The sequence below is a fragment of the Microbacterium sp. MDV22-iso44 genome (genome assembly GCF_058629135.1).
The window spans coordinates 1,036,632-1,054,855 of the sequence record NZ_JBZVWS010000001.1 but is presented as its reverse complement, the minus strand read 5'-3'; the positions used below and the strand labels follow the sequence as shown (position 1 = coordinate 1,054,855).

The window sequence follows — 18,224 nt, the reverse complement described above, 5'->3', positions numbered from 1 at the left end:
TCGAGCCGTGTTCGAATCCGTCCAGACGCTGATCGACGAGCACCGCGCGGTCCAGGAGGAACTCTCCGACCCCGCGGTGCACGCCGACGCGTCGCGTGCCAAGCGCGTCAACCGGCGGTACGCGGAGCTCTCCCGCATCGTCGCCGCGTACGACGCGTGGCACGGTGCGGAGGAGGACCTCGCCGCCGCGCGGGAGCTGGCCAAGGAGGACGACGCGTTCGCCGAGGAGGTCCCGGCGCTCGAGCAGCGCCTGGCCGAGACGCAGGAGAAGCTCCGGCGCCTGCTGATCCCGCGCGACCCCGACGACGCCCGCGACGTGATCCTCGAGATCAAGGCGGGCGAGGGCGGTGCCGAGTCGGCGCTGTTCGCGGCGGACCTCCTTCGCATGTACCTGCAGTACGCGGCATCCCGCGGCTGGAAGACCGAGCTCCTCGAACGCAACGAATCGGACCTCGGCGGGTACAAAGACGTCCAGATCGCGATCAAGGGCTCGTCCAGCGACCCGGCGCAGGGCGTCTGGGCGCACCTGAAGTACGAGGGCGGCGTGCACCGCGTGCAACGCGTGCCCGCGACCGAGTCGCAGGGGCGCATCCACACCTCGACGACCGGTGTTCTCGTGTTCCCCGAGGTCGACGAGCCCGAAGAGGTCCAGATCGATCCGAACGACCTCAAGATCGACGTCTTCCGCTCGTCCGGACCGGGTGGGCAGTCGGTCAACACGACGGACTCCGCCGTCCGCATCACGCACGTGCCGACCGGCATCGTCGTCTCGATGCAGAACGAGAAGAGCCAGCTGCAGAACCGCGAAGCCGGTATGCGCGTCCTCCGCGCACGCCTGCTCGCCAAGCAGCAGGAGGAGCGGGATGCCGCGGCCTCCGATGCGCGCAGATCGCAGATCCGCGGCATGGATCGCTCCGAGCGGATCCGCACCTACAACTTCCCCGAGAACCGCATCGCGGATCACCGCACCGGGTACAAGGCCTACAACCTCGACCAGGTGATGGACGGCGCGCTCGGCCCCCTCATCGATTCCGCGATCGCCGCGGACGAAGAGGCGCAGCTGGCCGCGGTCGGCTCGGAGGCCTGAGCCGGGTCAGATGTGGTACTCGGGCGCCATGAGGATCGCCCGGGTGTCCTCGTTCGCCGTGCGCCGACGCGCGCGCGCCGGTACGCCCACCAGGACGGAGTCCGCGGGGGCATCCTTCGTCACGACGGCGTTCGCCCCGATCACCGAGTGCGCCCCGATCACGATCGGCCCGAGGATCTTCGCGCCCGCGCCGACGGCGACGCCGTCCTCGAGGGTGGGATGCCGCTTGCCGCCGTCCCGGGTCCGGCCGCCCAGAGTCACCCCGTGGTAGAGCATGACGTCGTCCCCGACTTCGGCGGTCTCGCCGATGACGACACCCATGCCGTGATCGATGAAGAACCGTCGCCCGATGGTTGCCCCCGGGTGGATCTCGATCCCGGTCAGCCAGCGGGACACCTGCGAGAGTGCGCGCGCCGGGAACCGCCTGCCGCGCCGCCACAGCGCGTGCGCGACCCGGTGACTCCACACGGCGTGGAGTCCCGGGTAGAGCAGTGCGATCTCGGCGCCGCCGCGGGCCGCGGGGTCGCGCAGCTTCGCGGAGGCCACGTCCTCACGGACGGACCGCGCCGCTGCGGCGACGCTGCGGACGAACGAGGGGGCGGTGCGGGGCACGGCGGACCTTCCGGGTGTCGGCGTGCGGGTCAGTCGCGGAACTCCTCGAAGAGCGCGGTCGACAGGTACCGCTCGCCGAACGAGGGGATGATGACGACGATGTTCTTGCCCTCGGCCTCGGGGCGGGCCGCGACCTGAAGCGCGGCCCAGATGGCGGCACCGGACGAGATGCCGACGAGGATGCCTTCGGTCGTCGCGACCTTCTTCGCGGTCTCGATCGCGTCGTCGAACGTGACGTCCTGGACCTCGTCGATGACGCCCTGGTCCAGGATCGGGGGGATGAAGTTCGGGCCGATGCCCTGGATCTTGTGGGGACCGGGCTTGCCCTCGGTCAGCAGCGGCGAGTCCTTGGGCTCGACGGCGACGACCTTCGCGGACGGCACCCGCTCCTTGAGCACCTGACCGACACCGGTGATGGTGCCGCCCGTGCCGATGCCGGCGACGAAGTAGTCGACGGCGCCGTCGGTGTCGCGGAGGATCTCCTCGGCGGTCGTCTTCCGGTGGATCTCGACGTTGGCCTGGTTGGCGAACTGCTTGGCGAGCACGGCGCCCGGGGTCTCGGCGGCGATGCGCTCGGCTTCGCCGACCGCGCCCTTCATGCCGAGGGAGGGGTCGGTGAGAACGAGCTCGGCGCCGTAGGCGCGCAGCAGCATCCGGCGCTCGACCGACATCGACGAGGGCATCGTCAGGATGACCTTGTACCCGCGGGCTGCGCCGACCATCGCCAGGGCGATGCCGGTGTTACCGCTCGTGCCTTCGACGATCGTGCCGCCGGGCTTCAGCTCGCCCGAGGCCTCGGCGGCGTCGACGATGGCGATGCCGAGGCGGTCCTTGACCGAGGATGCCGGGTTGTAGAACTCGAGCTTGGCCAGGATGGTCCCGGGCAGGCCCTCCGATACGCGGTTCAGTCGGACCAGGGGAGTGTTGCCGAATGCGCTGGTGATGTCGGAGTGGATGCCGGTCATGGGATGCCTTCCGTGCGGATGGAGATCTGGGTCGCGGTTCAGGTGCCCGCGATGCGTCCCCCAGCCTAAGGCGCGCCTGCGGCCGGTGGCCCTGTGTGACGATGCGGCGCGCGGTATCCTGGGCTTTCCCATGTCGACTTCACGGATCTCCGACGCGCCCGCCGGCAGCGACCTCGCACCCCTCGTCCGCACCGCGGCGGCGCGCCTCGCCGCCGCGGGCGTCCCGTCGGCCGATGTGGACGCCGAACTCCTCGCGGCCCATGTCGTCGGGCTCGGCCGTGGCGAGCTGGCTGCCGCGATGATGCGGGGCGATCGGATGCCGGAGCTCGAGGCGACGCGTTTCGCCGAGTTCGTCGAACGCCGCGCGGCGCGCGAACCCCTTCAGCACCTCACCGGCCGGGCGCCGTTCCGGCACATGGAGCTGCGGGTCGGTCCCGGCGTGTTCGTCCCGCGTCCCGAGACCGAGATGGTCGCCCAGCTCGCGATCGACGCGCTCCGCGAGGCTCCCGGCCCGGAGCCCGTCGCGGTCGACCTGGGGACGGGAAGCGGAGCCCTCGCCCTGGCCTTGGCCACCGAGGTGCCGCACGCGCGCGTGCACGCCGCCGAGAACTCGGTCGAGGCGTTCATCTGGGCCAAGGAGAACTTCGCGGAGCAGGCACCGCACGCCCGGCTCGCCTTCATCGACCTCGCCGACGCCTTCCCCGAGCTCGACGGCACCGTCTCGGTCGTCGTCTCGAATCCTCCGTACGTTCCCGACGACGCCGTCCCGCGCGACCCCGAGGTCCGCTTCTGGGATCCGCCCGCGGCCCTCTACGGCGGCGCCGACGGTCTGGACGTCGTCCGCGTCCTCTCGGGCGTCGCGTTGCGCCTGCTGCACCCCGGCGGCACCCTCGTGATCGAGCACGGCGAGTGGCAGGGGCCCGGCATCCGCGAGATCCTGACCGCCGACGGGTGGCGCGGCGCCGCCACCCACCCCGACCTCACCCTGCGCGACCGCGCGACGACCGCCCTCCGCCCCTGACCTCGACCACGTCCCTCTGACGCCCTCCTCCCGTGTTCTCGCAGGTGCAGGAGGGGCGCGCCTCGTAGAATGCTGCGGATATGTCTCCCGTTCTCGACTGCCGTGACGCCGACCAGCTGCTGCCCGCTCTCCGCCAGGCACGGCAAGCGATCGGCCGCGGCGAACTCATCGTGATGCCGACCGACACCGTCTACGGTGTGGCCGCGGACGCTTTCAACGCGTCGGCGGTGGCTCGCCTTCTCGCCGCGAAGGGTCGCGGGCGGCAGTCGCCGCCCCCCGTCCTCGTCTCGGGACCCGACACGATGCGCGCCCTCGTAGCCGAGGTCCCCGAACCCGTCGAGCGTCTCGTCGAGCGTTTCTGGCCGGGCGGGCTCACGATCGTGCTCCCGGCTCAGCCGTCGCTGCGGTGGGACCTGGGCGAGACGCGCGGCACCGTCGCGGTGCGCATGCCGAACGACCGTTTCGCCCTCGAGCTCCTCGAGGAGACCGGCCCGCTCGCGGTGTCGAGCGCGAACCTGACGGGCAAGCCCGCCGCGCTCGGGATCGACTCGGCCGTGCAGATGCTCCGCGACAGCGTCTCGGTGTACCTCGACGGCGGCCTCGTCGAGACCGGCGTCGCCTCGACGATCATCGATGCGACCGGCCTCGTCGGTCGAGACCGACGCCCGGTGACGGTCCTCCGCGACGGCGCCGTTTCGCGCCAGGACCTCCGCGACGTCCTCGGCGACCTCCTCGAGCCCGATCCGGTCGACCCCGAAGAATCCGACGCCGCGTGAGGGACTACCTGCTCGCGTTCGTCATCACCGGCGCCCTCACCTTCGTCTTCTCGTGGGTCGTGTGGCGCGTGGCGATGAGATTCGGGCTCCACCCGGCGATCCGCGAGCGGGACGTGCACAAGACCCCGACGCCGCGGCTGGGCGGCGTGGCGATGTTCATCGGGATGCTCGGCTTCTTCGTCCTGTCCTCGCAGCTCCCCGCCTTCGCGATCGTCTGGCAGGAGCCGTCGATGGTGTGGTCGCTCCTCGGGGCCGCCGCGCTCATGGTCGTGGTGGGTGTCGCCGACGACCTCTGGGACCTCGACTGGATGATCAAGCTCGGCGCCCAGTTCGTCGCCGCCTGGATCGTCGTGTTCCTCGGCGGCATCCAGATCTTCTATCTGCCCTTCGGTCAGCAGGTCGTCGTGTCGAGCTGGGTGAGCATCAGCCTGTCGATCCTCCTGATCGTGATCGTCATGAACGCGGTCAACTTCATCGACGGTCTCGACGGCCTCGTCGCCGGTGTCTGCCTCATCGCCAACGCGGTGTTTTTCGCCTACTCCGCCATGCTCGTGCGCGATTTCGACAACAGCGAGCAGAGCAACACGGGTGTGTTCATCGCCATCGTGCTGCTCGGCATGTGCGCGGGCTTCCTCCCGTTCAACTGGAACCCGGCGCGGATGTTCATGGGGGATGCCGGTGCGCTGCTGCTTGGGCTCATGATGGCGTCGTCCGCGATCGTCGTGACGGGCAATCTGCCGCCGAACCTGCTGAGCGACAACGATCTCTTCGGCCGCTCGCAGCTGCTCGGTGCTTTCATCCCCGTCATCCTCCCCGTGGTCATCGTGCTGCTCCCTCTCGTCGACTTCGGTCTCGCCGTCGTCCGCCGCATGGCGCAGGGCAAGTCCCCGTTCTCGCCCGACCGCAAGCACCTCCATCACCGGATGCTCGACATGGGTCACACCGACCGCAACGCCGTGTTCGTGTTCTACGCATGGACCGCGGTCGTCTCCCTCTCCGTCCTCCTGATGTACATCGGCACGACGAAGGGGTGGCCGGGGCGGTACTGGCCCGGTGTCGCCTTCCTGATCATCGGATGCGTCGCGTGCGTCCTCGTCACCCTTCCCCCCGCGCGCCGTGCCCGTCCGGTCGCGCCCGAGCGAAAGGCCCTCTCATGAGCGCCCTGTCCTCCACCCGCATGCTCCGCACCGCTCTGGTGTGGTCGGGCATCGTCACCCTGGTCCTCGCCGTCGTCGGGGGAGTCGTGGGTCTGCTCGTGGCAGGCGTCTCGGGACTGTCGAGCGCGCTTGTGGCGGTCCTCATGGCGGCCGTGTTCCTCGCCTTCACGATCGTCTCGATCCTCATCGCCAACCGCTTCTACGGCGACCCGCTGTTCGTCCCGATCTTCTTCGGGTCGGTCATGGGCGGATGGATCCTGAAGTTCGTCGTCTTCCTCGTGGTGCTCTTCGTCCTCCGCGACCAGCCCTGGCTCACGCCGATGGTGTTCCTCATCTCCCTGATCGTGAGCATCATCGCCTCGCTCGTCGTCGACGTCGTCGTCATGATGCGCATGCGGATGCCGGCAGTCAGTGACACGACGCTGCCCACCGCCGCAGAGGTCGAGGCCGCAGAGGTGGAGGCGGGGGAGCGTCGGCACGGGGACACCAGCACCCCAGAGGCCTGATAGGCTGTTTCCGAGCCCGCCTGAACCCCGACGGGAACGCCTGCGGAGTCAGCTCACCGACCATCGTCGCCCGATCAATAGATCGACGCCCCGAAGCTGGAGCCAGCGCTGTTTACTCAAGCTGCGACCCTGATCGCTACTGCCGCCGAAGACGCCCCTGACGAGTTCCATGGACCGTCGATCTCGGAGTTCTTCCCCGATGCGGTCTTCTCGATCGGCCCCCTCGTCGTCAACCGGATCCACCTCATCCAGATCCTCGCGACGATCGCCATCGTCCTGATCTTCTGGCTCGGCACCCGCCGCATGACGGTCGTCCCCGGCCGCTTCCAGAGCGTCGTCGAGATGGGCCTGGACTTCGTCCGGGTCAACATCGCCGAAGACCTGCTCGGCAAGAAGGACGGACGCCGGTTCCTGCCGATCCTCACCACGATCTTCTTCATGGTGCTGTTCATGAACATCACGGGTGTCATCCCGTTCCTGAACATCGCAGGCTCGTCGATCGTCGCAGTGCCCCTCCTCCTCGCGCTCGTCGCGTACGTCACCTTCATCTACGCCGGTATCAAGGCGAGCCCCGGGAACTTCTTCCGCAACTCGCTGATGCCTCCCGGGCTGCCCTGGTTCCTCTACATCCTGATCATCCCGCTTGAGTTCCTCTCGACGTTCATCATCCGGCCCGTCACGCTGACGCTCCGACTGCTGATGAACATGATCGTCGGGCACCTCATGCTCGTCCTGTTCTTCGCAGCGACGCAGTTCTTCCTCATCACCCTGGGCGGCTGGTTCTCGGCGCTCGCGGCCGGAACGCTCGCGTTCGGGTTCGCCTTCACGATCTTCGAGATCTTCGTCGCCTTCCTCCAGGCATACGTCTTCGCCATCCTCACCGCGGTCTACATCCAGCTCGCGGTGGCAGAAGAGCACTAAGCGGTCCGGCGCACGCCGAGCCATCCAACCGAAAGGAAACACCTCCGTGGACGCAACTACGGTTCTCGCCGCCCTCGAGGGCAACGTCGCGACGATGGGTTACGGCCTCGCCGCCATCGGCCCCGCCATCGGTGTGGGCATCGTCGTCGGCAAGACGATCGAGGGCGTGGCCCGTCAGCCCGAGCTGGCCGGTCGCCTGCAGGTCCTGATGTTCATCGGTATCGCCTTCACCGAGGCGCTCGCCTTCATCGGCATCGCGACCTACTTCATCTTCCAGTAAACCGCGACTCAGATCACTAAGGAGACAGGATGCTGAACGCTCTTGTCGCGTACGCAGCCGAAGAGGGCGGGTCTCACAACCCGCTGATCCCGGCTTGGTACGACATCATCTGGTCCGGGGTCTGCTTCGTCGTGATCCTGTTCGTCTTCTGGCGGGTCGCCCTCCCGAAGATGCAGGTCCTGCTCGACCAGCGCGCCGCTGCCATCGAGGGCAACATCGCGAAGGCCGACGAGGCTCAGCGCAAGGCGGAAGCCGCCCTCGAGGAGTACACGGCCCAGCTGGCCGAGGCTCGCAAGGAGGCCGGCGAGATCCGCGAGACCGCCCGTGAGGACGGTAAGAAGATCGTCGCCGAGGCCAAGGACAACGCGTCGGCCGAGGCCGCACGCCTGACCTCCGCTGCGCACCACCAGATCGAGGCCGAGCGCCAGACCGCGCTCGTCTCGCTGCGGAGCGAAGTGGGCACCCTCGCCCTCGACCTCGCCGGTGGTGTCATCGGCGAGACGCTGTCCGACGACGCCAAGGCCAAGGCCGTGGTCGACCGCTTCCTGGCCGACCTCGAATCCTCCGAGAAGGCAGCGAAGTAATGGGCAGCGCGACCACTCAAGCCCTCGCGGCGACGACGTCGGCCCTCACGGCCGCGCCGGGCGTCGACCTCGGTGTCGCCCGCGAGCTCTTCGCCGCGGTGCGCACCCTGGCCGGCTCGTCGCAGATGAGCGGCGCGCTCTCGGATGCCTCGGTGCCCGCCGAAGCTCGACGTGCGCTCGTCTCGCGCGTCTTCGGCGGGTACTCGGCTGCGACCGGGTCGGTCCTCGACGCGGCCGTCGCCGAGCGCTGGTCGTCGTCGGCGGACCTGATCTCGGGGATCGAGGAGGCCGGCGTCCGCGCCGCCGCCATGGCCGAGCCGCAGGTCGACGTCGAGGCCGAGCTCTTCTCCGTGGCGCGCACGATCGCCGCCAACCCCGAGCTCGAGCTCGCGCTGGGCAGCCGGCTCGGTGACGCATCCGCCAAGGGCGCGCTCATCGAGAGCCTGCTGAACGGCCGCGCAGCCGCATCGACGGTTGCGATCGTGTCGTCTCTCGTCCAGGTACCGCGGGAACGACGCGTCCGCTCGATGCTCAGCCGTGCGCTGCGTGTCGTCGCGGACCAGCGCGGTCGCGCCGTGGCCACCGTCTTCGCGGCCGCGGACCTCACCGACGAGCAGACGTCCCGCCTCCAGCGCACCCTCGCGGCGCGCTACGGCACCGAGGTCTCGCTGAACGTCGTCCTCGACCCCACGGTCGTCGGCGGTGTCCGTATCGAGATCGGCGACGACGTGATCGACGCCACCGTCTCGTCCCGACTGGGCGACCTCCGCCAGCGTCTGGCGGGCTGACTCTTCCCGCTCCACCGAGGAGCGGACCCGGCAGGCCAGGTGCCCGCCACAAGACCTCACTAAGAAGGAAGACCATGGCAGAACTGTCCATCAGCCCCGACGTCATCCGTGACGCGCTGAAAGACTTCGTCGCCGCCTACGAGCCCACCGGGGCAGCGGCGACCGAGGTCGGCACCGTCGTCGACGCCGCGGACGGCATCGCCCACGTCGAGGGCCTGCCCGGCGTGATGGCGAACGAGCTCGTGCGCTTCGAGAACGGCGTCGAGGGCCTCGCGCAGAACCTCGACGAGCACGAGATCGGTGTCGTCGTCCTCGGTGACTTCTCGGGCATCGAAGCCGGCCAGAAGGTCACCCGCTCCGGCGAGGTCCTCTCGGTCGGTGTCGGCGAGGGCTACCTCGGCCGCGTCGTCGACCCGCTCGGCAACCCGATCGACGGTCTCGGCGAGATCGCCACGACCGGCCGCCGCGCCCTCGAGCTGCAGGCGCCCGGCGTCATGCAGCGCAAGTCGGTCCACGAGCCGATGCAGACCGGCATCAAGGCCATCGACGCGATGATCCCCGTCGGCCGCGGTCAGCGCCAGCTGATCATCGGCGACCGCCAGACCGGTAAGACGGCCATCGCGATCGACACGATCATCAATCAGAAGGCCAACTGGGAGTCGGGCGACGTCACGAAGCAGGTCCGCTGCATCTACGTCGCGATCGGCCAGAAGGGCTCGACCATCGCTTCGGTGAAGGGCGCCCTCGAGGACGCCGGTGCCATGGAGTACACGACGATCGTCGCGGCCCCGGCATCCGACCCCGCCGGCTTCAAGTACCTCGCTCCTTACACCGGCTCGGCCATCGGTCAGCACTGGATGTACGAGGGCAAGCACGTCCTGATCATCTTCGACGACCTGTCGAAGCAGGCCGAGGCCTACCGCGCCGTGTCGCTGCTCCTGCGTCGTCCGCCGGGCCGTGAGGCGTACCCCGGTGACGTCTTCTACCTGCACTCGCGTCTGCTCGAGCGTTGCGCGAAGCTGTCCGACGAGCTCGGTGCCGGTTCGATGACGGGTCTGCCCATCATCGAGACCAAGGCCAATGACGTCTCGGCGTACATCCCGACCAACGTGATCTCGATCACCGACGGCCAGATCTTCCTGCAGTCCGACCTCTTCAACGCCAACCAGCGTCCCGCGGTCGACGTGGGTATCTCGGTCTCGCGTGTCGGTGGCGACGCCCAGGTGAAGTCGATCAAGAAGGTCTCGGGAACGCTCAAGCTCGAGCTCGCCCAGTACCGCTCGCTCGAGGCCTTCGCGATGTTCGCATCCGACCTCGACGCCGCGTCGCGTCGACAGCTGGCTCGTGGTGCACGTCTGACGGAGCTCCTGAAGCAGCCGCAGTACTCGCCGTACCCCGTCGAGGAGCAGGTCGTCTCGATCTGGGCCGGAACGAACGGCAAGCTCGACACGATCGAGGTGGAGGACGTCCTCCGTTTCGAGCGCGAACTGCTCGACCACCTGAAGCGGAACACGTCGATCCTCGACACCCTGCGCGACTCGAACGTCCTGGACGACAACACCGCCGGCGAGCTCGAGAAGGCCGTAGACGCCTTCGTCCTCGAGTTCCAGGGCGGCAAGGGTCAGGCACTCGGCGCGCCGGGTCACGAAGAGGTCGCTGCTGCGGACGTCGATGACGTGAACCAGGAGAAGATCGTCAAGGGCCGCCGCGGCTGACGCCGACGGGAGACTCACAACCTATGGGCGCACAACTCAGGGTCTACAAGCAGAAGATCTCTTCTGCTCAGACGACCAAGAAGATCACGAAGGCGATGGAACTCATCGCGGCTTCGCGCATCCAGAAGGCGATGGCTCGCGTCCGCGCGTCCAACCCCTTCGCGCGGGCCGTCACGCGTGCCGTCTCCGCCGTGTCGACGCACTCCAACGTGCAGCACCCGCTGACCACCGAGCGGGAGCAGATCCGTCGTTCCGCCGTCGTCGTCTTCGGTTCCGACCGCGGCCTCGCCGGCGCGTTCAACTCGCAGGTCATCCGCGAGGCTCTGCAGCTCGGCGAGCTGCTGCGCAGCCAGAGTGTCGAGCCGGTCTACTTCCTGGTGGGCCGCAAGCCGGTCGGGTTCTTCCAGTTCCGTCGCATCGCGACGGCGGGGGAGTGGATCGGTGACACCGACACCCCGGCGTTCTCGACGGCCGAGGAGATCGCGGCGGCACTGATCGCCGCGTACGAGCTCGGCGGCGGCGAGGGCGGCGTGGATGAGATCAACCTCGTCTACAACCGCTTCGTCAGCATGATGACGCAGACGCCGGAGACGGTCCGTCTGCTGCCCCTCGAGGTCGTCGAGGCGGAGGACACGGCATCGAGCCAGGTCTACCCGCTCTACGAGTTCGAACCGGATGCCGAGACGGTGCTCGACGCGCTGCTGCCGGTGTACGTGCAGAGCCGCGTGTTCAACGCGCTCCTGCAGTCGTCCGCCGCGAAGCAGGCCGCCACGCAGAAGGCGATGAAGTCCGCCAGCGACAACGCCGACAAGCTCATCACCGACTACACCCGCCTGCGCAACAACGCGCGTCAGGCGGAGATCACGCAGCAGATCGCCGAGATCGTCGGCGGCGCCGACGCGCTGGCGTCGGGCAAATAGACCACACGAAAGAAGAGAAGCCATGAGCCTCACCGCTGAGAAGACGGAGACCCCCGTCGTCGGCCGCGTCGCGCGCGTCACCGGCCCGGTCGTCGACATCGAGTTCCCGCACGACTCGATCCCCGAGATCTACAACGCTCTGAAGACCACGATCGTGATCGGCGACCAGTCGACCGAGATCACCCTCGAGGTCGCCCAGCACCTGGGCGACGACCTCGTCCGCGCCATCTCGCTGAAGCCGACCGACGGCATGGTCCGCGGCCAGGAGGTGCGCAACACCGGCGGTCCCATCACGGTTCCCGTCGGCGACGTCACCAAGGGCAAGGTCTTCAACGTCACGGGTGACGTCCTGAACGCCGCACCGGGCGAGACCATCGAGGTCACCGAGCGCTGGGGCATCCACCGCCAGGCGCCGAACTTCGACCAGCTCGAGTCCAAGACCGAGATGTTCGAGACCGGCATCAAGAGCATCGACCTGCTCACCCCGTACGTGCAGGGTGGAAAGATCGGTCTGTTCGGTGGCGCCGGTGTCGGCAAGACCGTCCTCATCCAGGAGATGATCCAGCGCGTCGCGCAGGACCACGGTGGTGTGTCGGTGTTCGCCGGTGTCGGTGAGCGCACCCGTGAGGGCAACGACCTCATCGCCGAGATGGAAGAGGCGGGTGTCTTCGACAAGACCGCCCTCGTCTTCGGCCAGATGGACGAGCCGCCGGGGACGCGCCTCCGTGTCGCCCTGTCGGCGCTGACGATGGCGGAGTACTTCCGCGATGTCCAGAAGCAGGACGTGCTCCTCTTCATCGACAACATCTTCCGCTTCACGCAGGCCGGTTCCGAGGTCTCCACGCTGCTGGGCCGCATGCCCTCCGCCGTGGGTTACCAGCCGAACCTCGCCGACGAGATGGGCGTGCTCCAGGAGCGCATCACCTCGACGCGTGGTCACTCGATCACCTCGCTGCAGGCGATCTACGTCCCCGCCGACGACTACACCGACCCGGCTCCGGCGACCACGTTCGCGCACCTCGACGCGACCACCGAGCTCTCGCGTGAGATCGCATCGAAGGGTCTGTACCCCGCGATCGACCCGCTGACCTCGACGAGCCGCATCCTCGACCCGCGCTACATCGGTGAGGATCACTACCGTGTGGCCACGTCGGTGAAGCAGATCCTTCAGAAGAACAAGGAACTGCAGGAGATCATCGCGATCCTCGGTGTCGACGAGCTCTCCGAAGAGGACAAGATCGTCGTGTCGCGCGCACGCCGCATCCAGCAGTTCCTCTCGCAGAACACCTACATGGCCAAGAAGTTCACCGGCGTCGAGGGCTCCACGGTCCCGATCAAGGAGACCATCGAGTCGTTCGACGCGATCGTCAAGGGTGACTTCGACCACGTGGCCGAGCAGGCCTTCTTCAACGTCGGTGGCATCGGCGACGTCGAAGAGAAGTGGGCTCAGATCCAGAAGGAGAACGGCTGACATGGCGCTGACCGTCACCCTCGTCTCCGCTGAGGCGGAGGTCTGGCACGGCGAGGCGAGCCTCGTCGTGGCCAAGACGGTCGAGGGCGAGATCGGCTTCATGGCCGGTCACGAGCCCGTGCTCGCGATCCTCGCCGAAGGACAGGTCCGCATCACGCAGTCGAACGGCGAGAAGATCGTCGCGACGGCGGAGGACGGTTTCCTCTCGATGGAGAACGACGAGCTCACCATCGTGGCCGGGAACGCAGCCCTGCAGTCCTGACACCCCTTTCACGCAGCGCCGCCCGGTTCGCCGGGCGGCGCTGCGCTTTTCCCTGGAGGTCGCGTCGTGCTGATCCTGCTCCCGCCATCCGAGACGAAGCGCCCCGGCGGCGACGGACCGCCGTGGCATGCGGACGCTCTCTCGTTCCCGGGCCTCCGCGCCGAACGCGATCGGGTGGTCGATGCGCTCGTCGCGCTGAGTGACGACGAGGACACCGCGGCCCGGGTGCTCAAGTTGTCCGCCCGGCAGCGGGGGGAGGTCGCCGTGAACGCCGCGCTCCGGACCTCGCCCACGGTCCCCGCCGCGGACCGGTACACCGGCGTGCTGTTCGACGCCCTCGACGCGTCGACCCTGGATGACGCGGCCCGGGAGTGGCTGCGGACCCGTGTCGCGATCCACTCGGCGCCCTTCGGCGTCGTGGGGGCACTCGACCCGCTTCCGGCATACCGGCTGGGTGCCGGCATCCGCCTCCCCGGTCTGCCGTCGATGAGATCGGTGTGGGCGGATGCCGTCGGTGCCGCGATCGCGGCTGCGGCGCCGTCGTTCGTGCTCGACCTGCGGTCGGAGGCGTACGTCGCGTTGGGGCCCGTCCCGGCGGAGGTCCCGCAGGCCTACGTGCGGGTCGTCTCCGAGGGGCCCGACGGCGCTGTCCGCGCGCTCAACCATTTCAACAAGCACGCGAAGGGGGAGCTGGTCCGCCGCCTCGCCTCGACCCGGCCCGACATCACGGATGCGGCCGGGCTCATGCGATGGGCGCAGGACGAGGGGATCGTCCTGCGCCCATCGGCGGCCGGCGAGCTGGAGCTCGTCGTGCCTCCCGTTACGAGATGAGGCGGAGCGTGACCGGATAGCGGTAGCTTCCGCCGGCGTTGACGCGCACGCCGCCGAGGATCGAGAACACGATGTTCACGACCCAGACGGCGGCGGGGAGAAGCCCGATCAGCAGATTGAGGATCGGAACCCAGCTCAGGACGACGGTGAGGATCCAGGCCGCCACCATCGCGATCGTGAACGTGATCTGCCAGTTGAGCGCTTCTTTGCCTTCGGCGTTCGTCCGGGGTCCCCGGTCCTTGAAGATCAGCCAGATGACGAGGGCGGGAACGAATCCGATGACGCCGCCGAAGTGCGCGAAGGATGCCCACTGCTTGTCCTGGTCGGGCGGAAGCGGACCCGAGGGCGCCGGCTGGGCGTAGGGCTGCGACGGAGGCTGCTGCCCGTAGGGCTGCTGCGGTGGCGGTGAGTAGGGCTGCTGCGGCGGTGCCGGGTGGTCGTTGGGCGCCTGCCCGGGGGGCGGCGTCGGACCGCCAGCGGGAGGAGTGGGCCCGCCGTTCTGCGGGGGATTCGGATCTGACATCGCTGTGTCCTCCTGTCGGGGTCGCCGCGGGCGCGGCGTCCGGCGCGCGTGCGCCGGTTCAGCGAAACCGTAGTGCCCTCCACCAGTGCAGGGCAACGGCTTGTGCCGCGAGATGACGGGGGTGGTGTCCACTAGAGTGTGAAGACGCTGCACCGATCAGGAAAGAAGGCGGAGCGTGCCCGAAGTCGTCACCTCATCCCGCGTCGTCACCACCGGCACGGGTTCCGTCGAGGTGCGCTGGGCCGAGGTCACCCACCAGGGCCGGCGACGCGAGAACAACCAGGACGCCGTCCTCTCCGCGTTCCCCCTCTTCGTCGTCGCAGACGGCATGGGCGGTCACATCGGCGGCGAGATCGCGAGCTCTCGGACCGTCGAGCGACTGTCGGCCGCGGTCGATCGTGGAACCGTCTCTCCCGAAGTGATCGAGGACGCTCTCGAGCGCGCGGTCGATGACATCGCGTCGCATTCCGAGACGACGGACGACGGCACCGGCACGACCGTGACCGGCGTCTACCTCGACCTCACGGGTGACGAGCCGACCTGGGTGACTCTCAACATCGGCGACTCGCGCGTGTATCTCCTCCGCGACGCCGCCCTCGCTCAGGTGACGACCGACCACTCGGTGGTCCAGGAACTCATCGCCGCAGGTCGCCTCAGCCCCGAAGAGGCCGAGAACCACCCCTACGGGAACGTCATCACCCGCGCCGTGGGACCGAGCGACGGTGTCGTGCCCGACTACGTCCGTCTCGAGGTTGTCGACGGCGATCGCTTCGTCGTCTGCAGCGACGGGCTGACCAAAGAACTCACCGACTACGGCATCCTCCACTTCCTTCTGCAGCACCACGATCCGGCCGCCGCAGTCGACGCGATGCTCGAAGCCGCGCTCGAGAACGGCGGCCGCGACAACGTCTCGATCATCGTCGTGGGTGCGCGGTTCCTCTCGGCGGACGACGACACCGCGACCGTCGAGATCTCCTCCCCGGTCGCCTCCTGACGGATTCCCTCCACAGGCCGTCGTCTCCCGCGTCTGCGGGTGGTGTCGTCTGACGAGAGTGGATGCGTGTCCACTCTCGCTCCCGATGACCCGCTGACCCTCCCGCGTCGACCCGCGCCGACACCGCGTCCGCCGCTTCCCCTGATGACCGCCGTCGTGCCGGTCATCGGCGCGGTCGTCCTCTGGGCGGTGACGGGATCGGCCTACGCCCTCCTGTTCGCAGCGCTCGGACCCCTGATCGCGGTGGCCTCGGTCGCGGACGCCGCGCGCACGTCGAGGCGGACCGCGAAGAAGGATGCCGCAGCCCTCAGGCGCGAGCTCGCGCAGGCCGAGGTCGAGGTGGCCCGCAGACACGAGGACGAACGCGAGCAGCGGTGGGCGACGCATCCGGACGTTCAACGGTTCCTCGCGAGGCCCGAATCGATCTGGCGCTCCGTGGCCGAACGCGAGGCCATGCTGGTCGTCGGGTCCGGTGATGACGCCAGCGCTCTCCGCGTCACGGGCGGCGACGGTGATGACGCGGCGACCGCGCTGCGTCGCAGCGCCGGCGTCCTCAGCGACGTCCCGGTGCCGATCCCCCTGACGACCGGGGTCGCCGTCATCGGACCGCCCCGACTGGCGGCGGCCGTGACGCGCGCCCTCGCCCTGCAGATCCTCCTGTGCCTGGCTCCCGGTCGGGTGCGGCTGGGCGACGGCGGGCCGGCGTGGACGGATGCCGCTCCCCACCGCGCCGCGGTGGTGGGACCCCTCCTCCAGATTCTGGAAGAGGGAGGTCTGGTGGGCGGCGATGTCGACGTCCCGCTCGTCGTCGTCCCCGAAGGCGCCCCGCCGCCCCCGCGGTGCGGGGCGGTCCTCAGGCTCACCGGCCCCACGACGGCACGCCTCGACCTCGACGGTCGATCCCGCGACGTGACCGTCGAGGTCGTGTCGGAGCACCAGGCGGCACGGGCGGCGGAGCTGCTGTCCGAGCGGGCGACCCGAGCACTGGGGAACACGGTCGACCTGCCGATCACGCTCCGCGACGCGATGCGCAGCGCCCCCGCGGCGGGGCCGGGGTCGCTTCCCGCAGCCTTCGCCGCGGCCGGCGGTGCCGTGTTCCCGATCGACCTGGTCCATGACGGTCCGCACGCCGTCGTCATCGGGATGACCGGAGCGGGCAAGAGCGAGCTCCTCACATCGTGGGTGGTGTCGTTGTGCGCCGCGCACACGGCTTCGCAGGTGGGGCTCCTCCTCGTCGACTTCAAGGGAGGGAGGACGTTCGACCATCTCGCGTCGCTGCCGCACGTGACGGGGGTCCTGACCGACCTCGACGAGCCGACGACCGTCCGCGCGATCGAGAGCCTCCGCGCCGAGGTGAGGTATCGGGAGCGGACCCTCGCCGCGCGAGGCGCCCGCGACATCGACGAAGCGGGCGACGCGCTCGGCCGCCTCGTGATCGTCGTCGACGAATACGCGGCGCTCGTCGCTGCGCATCCCGTCCTCCACGATGTGTTCGGCGACCTCGCGGCGCGCGGCCGGGCGCTCGGCATCCATCTGATCCTCGCGGCGCAGCGGGCGAACGGTGTCTTCCGGGATGCGGTCCTCGCCAACGCGCCGCTCCGCATCGCGCTCCGGGTGGCTGACGGATCCGACTCGCGCGCCGTGCTGGGCGTCGACGACGCCTGTCGACTCTCCGGGCGGCCCGAGGCGCGCGGCACCGCACTCGTCCGCCGCAGCCGCGACACGGCGCCGCAGGCGGTCCGGGTAGCCTTGTGCGACGGCGCAGTCATCGCCGAGACGGTCGAGAGCCGTCGTGGTGACCGTGCGCGGCGCCCGTGGCTTCCCGCGCTCCCCGAGCGGATTCCGCTGTCGCCGTCGCCGGGCCGGGACGGGGTGCTGCTCGGCGTCGCCGACGAGCCCGAGCAGCAGCGCCAGCGCGAGGTCATCTGGGAGGATCCCGCCCTGGTGGTCATCGGCGGCCCCGGCAGCGGCAGGACCGGCGTCCTGCGCGCCGTCGCCGCGCAGTCGACCGTGCGGGTGGTGCCGCCGGACCCCGAGGGAGCGTGGGACACCCTCACCGGTATCGAGGGGATGCCGGCCGGCACGACGCTCCTCGTCGACGACCTCGACGCGGTGCTGTCGGACCTGCCGGGGGAGTACGGCGCCGTCGCGGCGGAGGCACTGGAGAGTGCGCTGCGCGCGGCCCGGGCGCGCGGCATCCGGATCGTGCTGACGACGCAGCGCGTCGGCGGCGGCGTGGGGCGGATCCTCGAGCTCGTGCCTCGGCGGCTCATCCTGGCAACGGCATCCCGCGCCGACCATGTCGCGGCGGGAGGGGAATCGGCCGACTTCGTCGTGGACCCGCCACCCGGACGCGGAAGGCTCGGTCGCACGCTCGTCCAGGTGGTGGATGCCGGTGAGCTGCCGTTGCACGGGCCCAGCGAGGGGCCGCCGGTGTGGCAGCCCGGCCGGCGTCCCGCAGCGGTGGTGGTGCCCGCGGGGCCACGATCGCGTCGGTTGACGGAGGCGTGGGAGCGGATGGGGATCCGGGTCGATTCGGTCGACGGCGAGGCTCGCCTGGCCCGCGGCGGTGTCGTGATCGGATCACCGGACGCCTGGCTCGCACAGTGGCGCCTGCTCGCGGCAGCGCGTGCCGACGGCGACCTCGTCATCGATGCCGCGTGCGCCGCCGAGTACCGGTCGCTCGTCGGTACGCGTGACCTGCCGCCGTTCGCCGTCCCGGGGGCGTCGCGGGCCTGGGTGCACTCTCCCGACCGGCCCGTGCGCCGAGTGCTGCTCGCCGGTGAGGGGGAGGGGGCCGGCTGACAGGGC

The 18,224-nt window shown here is 69.4% G+C and carries 19 protein-coding genes; 16 read left to right on the top strand and 3 right to left on the bottom strand.

Going from position 1 to position 18,224, the window contains the following annotated elements; translation table 11 throughout:
- Nucleotides 1-7 precede the first annotated feature (7 nt).
- The gene (gene prfA / locus AC4NN1_RS05210) at nt 8-1,087 is read left to right on the top strand and encodes a peptide chain release factor 1 (protein ID WP_020096821.1); all 1,080 of its coding nucleotides are present in this window, start codon (nt 8-10) and stop codon (nt 1,085-1,087) included.
- Nucleotides 1,088-1,093: 6 nt separating this feature from the next.
- On the opposite strand, the gene epsC is transcribed toward prfA, so the two are convergent.
- Both epsC and cysK read right to left on the bottom strand, forming a co-directional pair.
- A complete protein-coding gene (gene epsC, locus AC4NN1_RS05205; protein ID WP_020096822.1) occupies nt 1,094-1,699 on the bottom strand; it encodes a serine O-acetyltransferase EpsC in 606 nt (201 codons plus the stop codon).
- 29 nt (nt 1,700-1,728) lie between these two features.
- Entirely contained in the window at nt 1,729-2,664 is a 936-nt protein-coding gene (gene cysK, locus AC4NN1_RS05200) for a cysteine synthase A (protein WP_018188635.1), read from the bottom strand.
- 130 nt (nt 2,665-2,794) lie between these two features.
- Between cysK and prmC the strand changes: the two genes are divergently transcribed.
- The 13 genes from prmC (at nt 2,795) to AC4NN1_RS05135 (ending at nt 13,896) form a co-directional block, all read left to right on the top strand.
- Nucleotides 2,795-3,685 (top strand): peptide chain release factor N(5)-glutamine methyltransferase, encoded by an 891-nt coding sequence (prmC, locus tag AC4NN1_RS05195; RefSeq protein WP_336124296.1) that lies wholly within the window; start codon nt 2,795-2,797, stop codon nt 3,683-3,685.
- A gap of 80 nt (nt 3,686-3,765) precedes the next feature.
- On the top strand, nt 3,766-4,461 hold the full coding sequence (locus tag AC4NN1_RS05190; protein WP_018188633.1) for an L-threonylcarbamoyladenylate synthase: 696 nt from the start codon (nt 3,766-3,768) through the stop codon (nt 4,459-4,461).
- Nucleotides 4,458-5,618 (top strand): MraY family glycosyltransferase, encoded by a 1,161-nt coding sequence (locus AC4NN1_RS05185; RefSeq protein WP_018188632.1) that lies wholly within the window; start codon nt 4,458-4,460, stop codon nt 5,616-5,618. Before AC4NN1_RS05190 ends, AC4NN1_RS05185 begins: the two co-directional genes overlap by 4 nt.
- On the top strand, nt 5,615-6,124 hold the full coding sequence (locus AC4NN1_RS05180) for a Cg1360 family ATP-synthase-associated protein (protein WP_020096826.1): 510 nt from the start codon (nt 5,615-5,617) through the stop codon (nt 6,122-6,124). The genes AC4NN1_RS05185 and AC4NN1_RS05180 overlap by 4 nt, the downstream gene beginning before the upstream one ends.
- A gap of 129 nt (nt 6,125-6,253) precedes the next feature.
- A complete protein-coding gene (gene atpB / locus AC4NN1_RS05175; protein ID WP_223247006.1) occupies nt 6,254-7,045 on the top strand; it encodes a F0F1 ATP synthase subunit A in 792 nt (263 codons plus the stop codon).
- A 46-nt stretch (nt 7,046-7,091) separates the two neighbouring features.
- Nucleotides 7,092-7,325: an ATP synthase F0 subunit C gene (atpE, locus tag AC4NN1_RS05170; RefSeq protein WP_018188628.1), complete on the top strand. Its 234-nt coding sequence runs from the start codon at nt 7,092-7,094 to the stop codon at nt 7,323-7,325.
- 29 nt (nt 7,326-7,354) lie between these two features.
- Nucleotides 7,355-7,909, top strand: a complete 555-nt coding sequence (locus tag AC4NN1_RS05165) for a F0F1 ATP synthase subunit B (protein ID WP_116228681.1) — start codon at nt 7,355-7,357, stop codon at nt 7,907-7,909.
- The gene (locus AC4NN1_RS05160) at nt 7,909-8,697 is read left to right on the top strand and encodes a F0F1 ATP synthase subunit delta (RefSeq protein ID WP_491954724.1); all 789 of its coding nucleotides are present in this window, start codon (nt 7,909-7,911) and stop codon (nt 8,695-8,697) included. The genes AC4NN1_RS05165 and AC4NN1_RS05160 overlap by 1 nt, the downstream gene beginning before the upstream one ends.
- 74 nt (nt 8,698-8,771) lie before the next feature.
- On the top strand, nt 8,772-10,412 hold the full coding sequence (atpA, locus tag AC4NN1_RS05155; RefSeq protein ID WP_491954723.1) for a F0F1 ATP synthase subunit alpha: 1,641 nt from the start codon (nt 8,772-8,774) through the stop codon (nt 10,410-10,412).
- 23 nt (nt 10,413-10,435) lie between these two features.
- Nucleotides 10,436-11,332 carry a F0F1 ATP synthase subunit gamma gene (locus AC4NN1_RS05150; protein ID WP_018188624.1) on the top strand — a complete coding sequence of 299 codons (897 nt, stop codon included), beginning with the start codon at nt 10,436-10,438 and terminating at the stop codon, nt 11,330-11,332.
- Nucleotides 11,333-11,354: 22 nt separating this feature from the next.
- Entirely contained in the window at nt 11,355-12,803 is a 1,449-nt protein-coding gene (atpD, locus tag AC4NN1_RS05145; protein ID WP_018188623.1) for a F0F1 ATP synthase subunit beta, read from the top strand.
- 1 nt (nt 12,804) lies between these two features.
- Complete coding sequence (locus tag AC4NN1_RS05140) at nt 12,805-13,065, top strand: F0F1 ATP synthase subunit epsilon (RefSeq protein ID WP_018188622.1); 261 nt, start codon at nt 12,805-12,807, stop codon at nt 13,063-13,065.
- Nucleotides 13,066-13,131: 66 nt separating this feature from the next.
- On the top strand, nt 13,132-13,896 hold the full coding sequence (locus AC4NN1_RS05135) for a YaaA family protein (protein WP_491954722.1): 765 nt from the start codon (nt 13,132-13,134) through the stop codon (nt 13,894-13,896).
- Here the strand turns inward: AC4NN1_RS05135 and AC4NN1_RS05130 are convergent.
- On the bottom strand, nt 13,886-14,419 hold the full coding sequence (locus AC4NN1_RS05130; protein WP_491954721.1) for a DUF4870 domain-containing protein: 534 nt from the start codon (nt 14,417-14,419) through the stop codon (nt 13,886-13,888). The two genes, AC4NN1_RS05135 and AC4NN1_RS05130, sit on opposite strands and share 11 nt — an antisense overlap.
- A 175-nt stretch (nt 14,420-14,594) precedes the next feature.
- Between AC4NN1_RS05130 and AC4NN1_RS05125 the strand changes: the two genes are divergently transcribed.
- Together AC4NN1_RS05125 and AC4NN1_RS05120 are read left to right on the top strand one after the other, a co-directional pair.
- Nucleotides 14,595-15,413: a PP2C family protein-serine/threonine phosphatase gene (locus AC4NN1_RS05125; RefSeq protein ID WP_491954720.1), complete on the top strand. Its 819-nt coding sequence runs from the start codon at nt 14,595-14,597 to the stop codon at nt 15,411-15,413.
- 66 nt (nt 15,414-15,479) lie between these two features.
- Entirely contained in the window at nt 15,480-18,218 is a 2,739-nt protein-coding gene (locus AC4NN1_RS05120) for an FtsK/SpoIIIE domain-containing protein (protein ID WP_491954719.1), read from the top strand.
- Nucleotides 18,219-18,224 lie beyond the last annotated feature (6 nt).

What these genes read in the sequence shown, in the direction of transcription:
- AC4NN1_RS05180 (WP_020096826.1), top strand. Translation starts at nt 5,615, where the DNA reads ATGAGCGCCCTGTCCTCCACCCGCATGCTCCGCACCGCTCTGGTGTGG.
- atpD (WP_018188623.1), top strand. Translation starts at nt 11,355, where the DNA reads ATGAGCCTCACCGCTGAGAAGACGGAGACCCCCGTCGTCGGCCGCGTC.
- AC4NN1_RS05190 (WP_018188633.1), top strand. Translation starts at nt 3,766, where the DNA reads ATGTCTCCCGTTCTCGACTGCCGTGACGCCGACCAGCTGCTGCCCGCT.
- AC4NN1_RS05150 (WP_018188624.1), top strand. Translation starts at nt 10,436, where the DNA reads ATGGGCGCACAACTCAGGGTCTACAAGCAGAAGATCTCTTCTGCTCAG.
- cysK (WP_018188635.1), bottom strand. Translation starts at nt 2,664, where the DNA reads ATGACCGGCATCCACTCCGACATCACCAGCGCATTCGGCAACACTCCC.
- AC4NN1_RS05140 (WP_018188622.1), top strand. Translation starts at nt 12,805, where the DNA reads ATGGCGCTGACCGTCACCCTCGTCTCCGCTGAGGCGGAGGTCTGGCAC.
- AC4NN1_RS05160 (WP_491954724.1), top strand. Translation starts at nt 7,909, where the DNA reads ATGGGCAGCGCGACCACTCAAGCCCTCGCGGCGACGACGTCGGCCCTC.
- AC4NN1_RS05165 (WP_116228681.1), top strand. Translation starts at nt 7,355, where the DNA reads ATGCTGAACGCTCTTGTCGCGTACGCAGCCGAAGAGGGCGGGTCTCAC.
- prmC (WP_336124296.1), top strand. Translation starts at nt 2,795, where the DNA reads ATGTCGACTTCACGGATCTCCGACGCGCCCGCCGGCAGCGACCTCGCA.
- AC4NN1_RS05130 (WP_491954721.1), bottom strand. Translation starts at nt 14,419, where the DNA reads ATGTCAGATCCGAATCCCCCGCAGAACGGCGGGCCCACTCCTCCCGCT.
- atpA (WP_491954723.1), top strand. Translation starts at nt 8,772, where the DNA reads ATGGCAGAACTGTCCATCAGCCCCGACGTCATCCGTGACGCGCTGAAA.